This is a genomic window from Halopelagius fulvigenes (assembly GCF_042662625.1).
Classification (GTDB): Archaea; Halobacteriota; Halobacteria; order Halobacteriales; family Haloferacaceae; genus Halopelagius; species Halopelagius fulvigenes.
Window position 1 is genome coordinate 1 of record NZ_JBHSXH010000007.1, and the last position, 2,254, is coordinate 2,254.

At 57.3% G+C, this 2,254-nt stretch carries 2 rRNA genes; both read left to right on the forward strand.

The features are described from left to right. Positions 1 to 1,898 (forward strand): 23S ribosomal RNA (locus ACFQEV_RS02220); the annotation flags it as partial. Positions 1,899 to 2,021: 123 nt separating this feature from the next. Then, a 5S ribosomal RNA gene (gene rrf, locus ACFQEV_RS02225) occupies positions 2,022 to 2,143 on the forward strand. The last annotated feature ends 111 nt before the right edge of the window (positions 2,144 to 2,254 follow it).

Genomic DNA, 2,254 nt, shown 5'->3' on the forward strand with positions numbered 1-2,254 from the left:
CACACGCCGTCGAAGCTGGGAGTCCGGACTGCGGGGTAAGCTTGTGGTCCGTGAGGGAGACAACCCAGAGCTGGGTTAAGGTCCCCAAGTGTGGATTAAGTGCGACCGAAGGTTGTCCCGAGCCCTAAACAGCCGGGAGGTGAGCTTAGAAGCAGCTACCCTCTAAGAAAAGCGTAACAGCTTACCGGCCGAGGTTCGGGGCGCCGAAAATGATCGGGGCTCAAATCCACCACCGAGACCTAGCAGCAGACAATACGTCTGACCTAGTAGGCTGGCATTCTGTGCGGGTGGAAGCTCGGGCGAGAGTTCGAGTGGACCGCGCAGTAACGAAAATCCTGGTCACAGTAGCAGCGATAGTCGGGTGTGAACCCCGACGGCCTCAAGAGCAAGGGTTCCTCGGCACTGCCACTCAGCCGAGGGTTAGCCGATCCTAAGTCCTGTCGTAATTCGAGCAGGACAAAAGGGAAACTGGTTAATATTCCAGTGCTACCATGCAGTGAAAGTCGACGCTTTGGGAAACGTCAAGCCGGGCCTTCGCCCGGTCGAACCGCGGAAGTTCGTGGATGCCGTAACGGCACGAAGCGAACGAAGCGCGGGATAGCGCAAGTTGACGGTACCTAGAGCCCGTGAAAAGACGAGCATGGTATTCGTACCGAGATCCGACACAGGTGCTCAGGCGGAGAAAGCCAAGGCCTGTCGGGATCAACCGACGTTAGGGAATTCGGCAAATTAGTCCCGTAAGTTCGCGATAAGGGATGCCTGCTCCTGACCGAGCAGGTCGCAGTGACTCGGACGCTCCAACTGTCTAGTAACAACACAGGTGACCGCAAATCCGCAAGGACTCGTACGGTCACTGAATCCTGCCCAGTGCGGGTATCTGAACACCTCGTACAAGAGGACGAAGGACCCGTCAACGGCGGGGGTAACTATGACCCTCTTAAGGTAGCGTAGTACCTTGCCGCTTCAGTAGCGGCTTGCATGAATGGATCAATGAGAGCGTCGCTGTCCCAACGTTGGGCCCGGTGAACTGTACGTTCCAGTGCGGAGTCTGGAGTCCCCCAAGGGGAAGCGAAGACCCTATAGAGCTTTACTGCAGGCTGTCGCTGAGACGTGGTCTCCGATGTGCAGCATAGGTAGGAGACGTTACGCAGGCACCCGCGCTAGCGGGCCGCCGAGTCATCATTGAAATACTACCCGTCGGCGACTGCGACTCTCACTCCGGGAGGAGGACACCGGTAGCCGGGCAGTTTGACTGGGGCGGTACGCGCTCGAAAAGATATCGAGCGCGCCCAAAGATTTCCTCACGCGGGTCGGAAACCCGTGGAAGAGCGCAAGAGCACACGGAAGTCTGACAGTGACATTCCCAACGAGTGTCGCTGACGCGAAAGCGTGGTCTAGCGAACCTACGAGGTTCCTCAATGGGACCCGTAGATGACAGAAAAGCTACCTTAGGGATAACAGAGTCGTCACCGGCAAGAGCACATATCGACCCGGTGGCTTGCTACCTCGATGTCGGTTCCCTCCATCCTGCCTGTGCAGAAGCAGGCAAGGGTGAGGTTGTTCGCCTATTAAAGGAGGTCGTGAGCTGGGTTTAGACCGTCGTGAGACAGGTCGGCTGCTATCTATTGGGGGTGTTAAGGAATCTGACGTGAACGGACGTATAGTACGAGAGGAACTACGTCTGGTCGCCGCTGGTGTACCGGTTGTCCGAGAGGGCAGTTGCCGGGCAGCTACGCGACACGGGGTAAGAGCTGAACGCATCTAAGCTCGAAACCCACATGAAAAAGAGATTCCACCGAGGTCACTCATAGAAGATGAGTTCGATAGACTCGGGGTGTACGCGTCGAGGCAACGAGACGTTCAGCCCGCGAGCACTAACAGACCAAGCCATACTCATACTGCATCGGACCCACCACAGTCCCGATGAAGCGGGTTCAGGCGTTAACTGGATTGCACGAACATACGGTCGAAGAAGAACCACCGAGATTGGTGAACAACGGTTCGACTCCGTTGCTCGGCGTTAAGGCGGCCACAGCAGTGGGGCTACACCCGTACCCATCCCGAACACGGAAGTTAAGCCCACTCGCGTTTCGGTCAGTACTGGAGTGCGCGAGCCTCTGGGAAATCCGATTCGCCGCCTCCACTCATACTTCCATACCGAGGCCCACTCTCTCTGAGAGTGGGCCTCGGTCATTTCGAACGGGACGATACAGAGACACGAGAGCGTCGCGGAGATCACCCTCACCCGACCGAC